The sequence below is a fragment of the Nodosilinea sp. LEGE 07298 genome, assembly GCF_015207265.1.
Taxonomy (GTDB): domain Bacteria; phylum Cyanobacteriota; class Cyanobacteriia; order Phormidesmidales; family Phormidesmidaceae; genus Nodosilinea.
Genome location: NZ_JADEXE010000407.1, coordinates 1 through 4,916, shown reverse-complemented (window position 1 = coordinate 4,916; position 4,916 = coordinate 1). Strand labels below are relative to the sequence as shown.

4 protein-coding genes are annotated in these 4,916 nt (G+C 57.8%); all 4 read right to left on the bottom strand.

Annotated features, from left to right (window positions below):
• Window positions 1–499, bottom strand: a 499-nt coding sequence (locus IQ273_RS30460; protein WP_194026839.1) for an amidase, incomplete at its 3' end; no start/stop codon positions are given.
• A gap of 105 nt (window positions 500–604) precedes the next feature.
• Window positions 605–1,906 (bottom strand): dihydrolipoamide acetyltransferase family protein, encoded by a 1,302-nt coding sequence (locus IQ273_RS30455; protein ID WP_194026838.1) that lies wholly within the window; start codon window positions 1,904–1,906, stop codon window positions 605–607.
• A 253-nt stretch (window positions 1,907–2,159) separates the two neighbouring features.
• Window positions 2,160–2,609, bottom strand: coding sequence for a YlqD family protein (locus IQ273_RS30450; RefSeq protein WP_194026837.1), 450 nt, complete (start codon window positions 2,607–2,609; stop codon window positions 2,160–2,162).
• A 114-nt stretch (window positions 2,610–2,723) separates the two neighbouring features.
• A complete protein-coding gene (locus IQ273_RS30445; RefSeq protein WP_194026836.1) occupies window positions 2,724–4,694 on the bottom strand; it encodes a long-chain fatty acid--CoA ligase in 1,971 nt (656 codons plus the stop codon).
• Window positions 4,695–4,916: the final 222 nt, after the last annotated feature.

Here is a 4,916-nt window from a genome sequence, read left to right as displayed (position 1 = left end):
CCAGTGCCGCTGCCCCGCCACCGCTAGAGCCGCCCGGCGTGTAGTCCAAATTCCACGGGTTGCGGGCAGGCGGAAAGCCCGGCGGCTCGGTGTAGGGCAGTGACCCGAGCTGAGACGTCGCGGTTTTACCCAAAATCACTAGCCCGGCCTGGCGCAGCTTGCCGACGATGTAGTCGTCCTGGTTGGCAATGCGATCGCAGGCCGCCTTAAGCCCGTAGGCGCAGGCCACTCCCTCCACCGGGTTCAAATCTTTGACCGACACCGTGACCCCAAACAGGGGGGGCAAATCGTCAGGATTACTCGCTAGGTGCTCGGTTTTGGCCTTGGCATCGGCTAGAGCCTGTTCTGCCACTACTGTTACGTAGGCCCCCAGGGCTGGGTTGAGGCGTTCAATGCGGCTGAGGTAAATCTCTGTGAGCTCTAGGGGAGAAATTTCTTTAGCGCGAATCAGCCGAGCCTGTTCAAGGGCGGGCAGGAAGGCAAGATCGACTGAATTCATAGACAGTCCGTACTGAGGGCAAGCTGCCTTCAGAATATCACTCTAAAAACCTGGGCTGGCCAGTCCCTGAAACAACCAGCCAGCACAGATCAGAAGCCACATTGGCTATAGGGTCAAGGACTGGGGATTGTTTTCAATCACATTGGCCAGATCTTTCAGGAAGGCGGCAGCATCGGCTCCGTAGATGACGCGGTGGTCGCAGGTAATGTTGACCTGCATTTGTCGCTTAACGCCCATCAGACCGTCGGCGGTAGCCACCACCGTGGGGCGCGAGGCCCCGATCGCCAAAATCGACCCCTGCCCCGGCGGCAAAATGGCGTCAAAGCGATCGACCCCAAACATGCCCAGGTTCGACAGGGTAAAGGTGCCCGAGTTGTACTCATCGGGCTGAAGCTGCTTAGAGCGCGATCGCGCTACCAGATCGGCCCAGGTGCGCGAGAGCGAATAAATATCGTATTGGTCGGCATTTTTCAGCACGGGGGTAATTAAACCGCCGCCTTCCATTGCCACCGCCACGGAGATATTAATGCCTGACCGGTACTGAATACCCTGCTCGGTAAAGCCTGCGTTGAGCAGCGGATGCTTTTGCAGGGTGACGGCTACCGCCTTGGCCAGCAGACCAGTCATGGTGACGCCCTTAGATTTGATCTGCTTGTAGAGAGCATCTAAGTTGTCGGTGGTAATGGTGTAGCCCACGTGGAAAGTAGGTACCGCCAGGCTGGCCACCATATTGCGAGTGACGGCCTGCTGCAGGGTGTTGAAAGGCACCACCTGCCCCAGGGGCGCAGTGCTGGGAACAGGAGCAGCTGGGGGCGGCGCGGGAACGGGGGCGGCGACCGGAGGTGCCACAGCAGCTATAGGTGTCGCCACTGGCCCCGAGGTAGTGGGGGTTTTGCCCGCCGCCAGTTCGACATCCTGGGCCACAATGCGACCGTGGGGACCACTGCCCTGGAGGGTGGTGAGGTCTACCTTAAGGTCTTTGGCCAGCTTGCGGGCGCGGGGAGAAATAACGACTCGACCACTTGGGCTGCCGGAGGATGCGCCATTTTGGGCTGCCGGAGCGGGTGCTTCAGCCACGGCAACGGGGGCCGCCGGGGCGGATACAGCATCACCGCCGAGGGCACCGGCCTTAGCGGCAGCCTGCTGCTTAGCGGCGTCAACTTCTGCTTCGGTTTCGGCCAGCAGGGCGATCGCCTCGCCCACCGGGGCCGTCCCCCCTGCCTCCACCACAATGGCTGCCAAAATGCCTTCGTGGAACGATTCCACATCCATGTCAGCCTTGTCAGACTCGACAATCACCACGGTTTCGCCCTTTTCAATCCTGTCGCCAGGAGATTTGACCCAAGACACAATCTTGCCTTCGGTCATGGTCGAGCTCAGGGCGGGCATGAAGACTTCGCGAATCATGGAGTTGGCTTCCGAAACAGGACTAAAAAAACGATAGAGCAGCAGGGATATAGCGCTGGCCAGCTGGTCTAGGACGTGACCAGGTAGCTCAGCCCAGGCTGGGACACTAGCTGGCTCGCAATTGCCACTCTAAAGTATCCCGCTGTTGCCATGTCCTAAGCCAGGTGGCGATTGCTATACCAACGATTTATTCTATCCCCAAGGCTGAACCCTCAGAACGTTTAAACGCTCAAACGTTCAACCGCCGCTGGGACTACAGCTCGCCGCGAATCTCTTGAATCACGCCGTCCTTGATTAGAATCTCGACTTGGAGCTTGCGAACCAGGTTGTCGCCTACCGATACGTTGAAGAAGCTTTCAACCTTACCCTGTTCGACTTCGGCATCGATCGCAATGGTCTGTACCTCCTGAAGCTGCTGTAGGCTCTGGTTTTTTTGCTGTAGCAGCTTGCTTTTGTCTTGGTTCAGCTGATTTTGAATATTGCCCATCTGCTGCTGAATCGCTGGGCTGTTGGGCTGGGTTTCAGCCTGCTTTTGCAGCTCGGCCACCATGCGCTGACCCTGCATTTCGAGCTGCTGTAGACGACCGTCAACCTGGTTAATTTGGGCTTGCAGCTGCTTTTGAGCCTCTTCTTTCCAAAGGGCGGTTACGATCGCCTTAATATTGACTACTCGCTTGAGCAGCAACGATTGATTCTCATCCATAATCTTTGACGTAATAAAGAAATCACCAACACCGACTACGACCACTGGGGCCTGTGACCGGACTATTCCACAGGGCACAGCCGTAGGTTAGTGAAGTCTTTACACCACCCACAGCTACACAAACATCGCGTCAATCATATCGCGATACCGGGCCGTAACCACGGGGCGACGCACTTTAAGAGTTTGGGTGAGCAGGCCGTTTTCAATAGAGAATGGCTCCAGAATCAGGCGGAAGGGGCCGACGCGATCGTCGGGACGGTAGCCGGGACGATCTTTGACCTCGCGGCTGAGTTCACTGCGAAACAGTTTCTGCACTCGCTCGTCGTCAAGGGTAATGGCAATGCAGTTGGCAGGAGCTGAGGTGTCATCTCCAGGTACGGCCACAAAGAGAGATTGAGCCGCTGCCCAGGCCTGTAGCGCTTCCAGATTGGGCACGATTAGCGCGCCCAGCGATCGCTGATCTTGGCCCACCAGCATGATCTGATCGATGTACTTGCTGCGAATGCAGGCATCTTCGATCGGCTGAGGCTCAATGTTTTCGCCGTTGGTGAGCACAATCGTATCTTTGGCCCGCCCGGTCAGCACCAGGTTGCCGTCGCGGCTAATCCAGCCCAGGTCGCCCGTGTCGAACCAGCCCTCGGGGTCGATCGCCTTTTGGGTCGCCTCGGGGTTGCGGTAGTAGCCCTCCATAATTTGTGGCCCCCGTGCCAGCACCAGGCCCTGGCCGCCCTGGGGTAATTCCTGACGGGTGTCGAGATCTACTACCTTAATTTCGGTAAAAGGAATGGGCTGCCCCGCTGCCCCACGCAGGTTGCGCCAGGGCCTGCGGGCCGAGAGCACAGGGGCGGTTTCGGTAAGACCATAGCCCACGATCAGCTGTACGCCAATAATTTCAAAGAAAATATCAATGTGCCGGGCCAGGGAGCCGCCGCCGCTAATCAGCTGCTTGACCTGACCGCCAGTGGCTTCGCTCACCTTGCCATAGACCAGCTTTTTGCCCAGCTGGTGCAGGGGCCATAGAGCCAGCGCCGTCAGCCCTGATCCCAGCCGCTTTGGCGACGGTAGGCTAGGCTCGTCAATTTTCATGTCCTGGTAGCGCCAGAGGTTTTCGACGTAGCGCTGACTGAGGCCAAAGAAGGTGAAAATCAGCTTTTGCTTGCCGGGGCTTTGCTCGCGAAACTGCTTCTGCGCTCCTTCATAAATTGACTCCCACAGGCGAGGTACCCCGACCATGTACTGGGGCTTGGTAGCCTTGAGGTCGGCCTTGAGGTGGCGAATGCTGCTGTAGGTCTGGGTGCAGCCCCGCGACAGTAGAAAATATTCGGCGGTGCGCTCAAAGCTGTGCCAGGAGGGCAAAATACCCACGATGCGATCGCCCGGCTCGGGCTGCACCACCGACTCTAGGGTGTTGATCTGGTGCAGCAGGTTGCGGTGGCTGAGCATGACCCCTTTGGGCTGGCCAGTAGTGCCAGAGGTATAGATCAGCGTAGCCAGGTCTTCGGGCCTGATGGTGACTGGGGTGTAAGGGCGCTCCTGCCCTAGGGCCATCAGCTGACTAAAGTTGAGAATTTTGAGGCGCTCATCGGCGGGCGGTTCTTCGTCGGAAAGCAAAATTACCAGGTTAATTGGCAGGGCATTGAGGCGGTCTTGCAGGTGCTTTAGCAGTGCTAGGGTTTCTACGACTAGCACCGTGCTCTCGCTATGCCCGGCGATATAGACTAGCTCTTCTTTCTCGGCGGTGGCGCTGCGTACGGCATTCATGCCGCCAGCCGTCATAATGCCCTGATCAGCAATGAACCAGCGGTGGCTGTTGTCGGCAAATAGGGCCACGTGGGTACGATTCTCCACCCCTAGGGCCTGCAAGCCGCTGGCAAAGGTGCGAATCGCCTCGGCCATCTGGCGATAGGTCAGGGTAGCGGCGGGCTTGTAGTGAGGATCGTTGAGGGCTACCGTATCGCCGTATTTCTCAGCCACGATTGGCCAAATCTCGTGGAGCGCCTGGAGCTGCTGGTAGGGGTTGTGGGCTTCCAGGCAGGCGCGATCGCGTTGTCGCACCTCTTGCAATGCAGTTGTGGATACGGACATGACGGCCACCAGAAGATTAGAAAAAAGCTTGCGGTCATCGTACCGCAGCCTGACCTTAAGCTAGCCCTAAACCTGATCGGGCTTAACATTCACCCCTAGTTCCAACTTATTTTGTGTCGGCTTTCCTGGGCAACGGCCTTCTGCCATTTAACGAAGAGGCAATCAGCAGGTTGCGCACCCAGTTGTCGTGATAGCGGAAACCGTTGAGTTGTTCAAAGGGGC

What these genes read in the sequence shown, in the direction of transcription:
- IQ273_RS30450 (WP_194026837.1), bottom strand. Translation starts at nt 2,609, where the DNA reads ATGGATGAGAATCAATCGTTGCTGCTCAAGCGAGTAGTCAATATTAAG.
- IQ273_RS30455 (WP_194026838.1), bottom strand. Translation starts at nt 1,906, where the DNA reads ATGATTCGCGAAGTCTTCATGCCCGCCCTGAGCTCGACCATGACCGAA.
- IQ273_RS30445 (WP_194026836.1), bottom strand. Translation starts at nt 4,694, where the DNA reads ATGTCCGTATCCACAACTGCATTGCAAGAGGTGCGACAACGCGATCGC.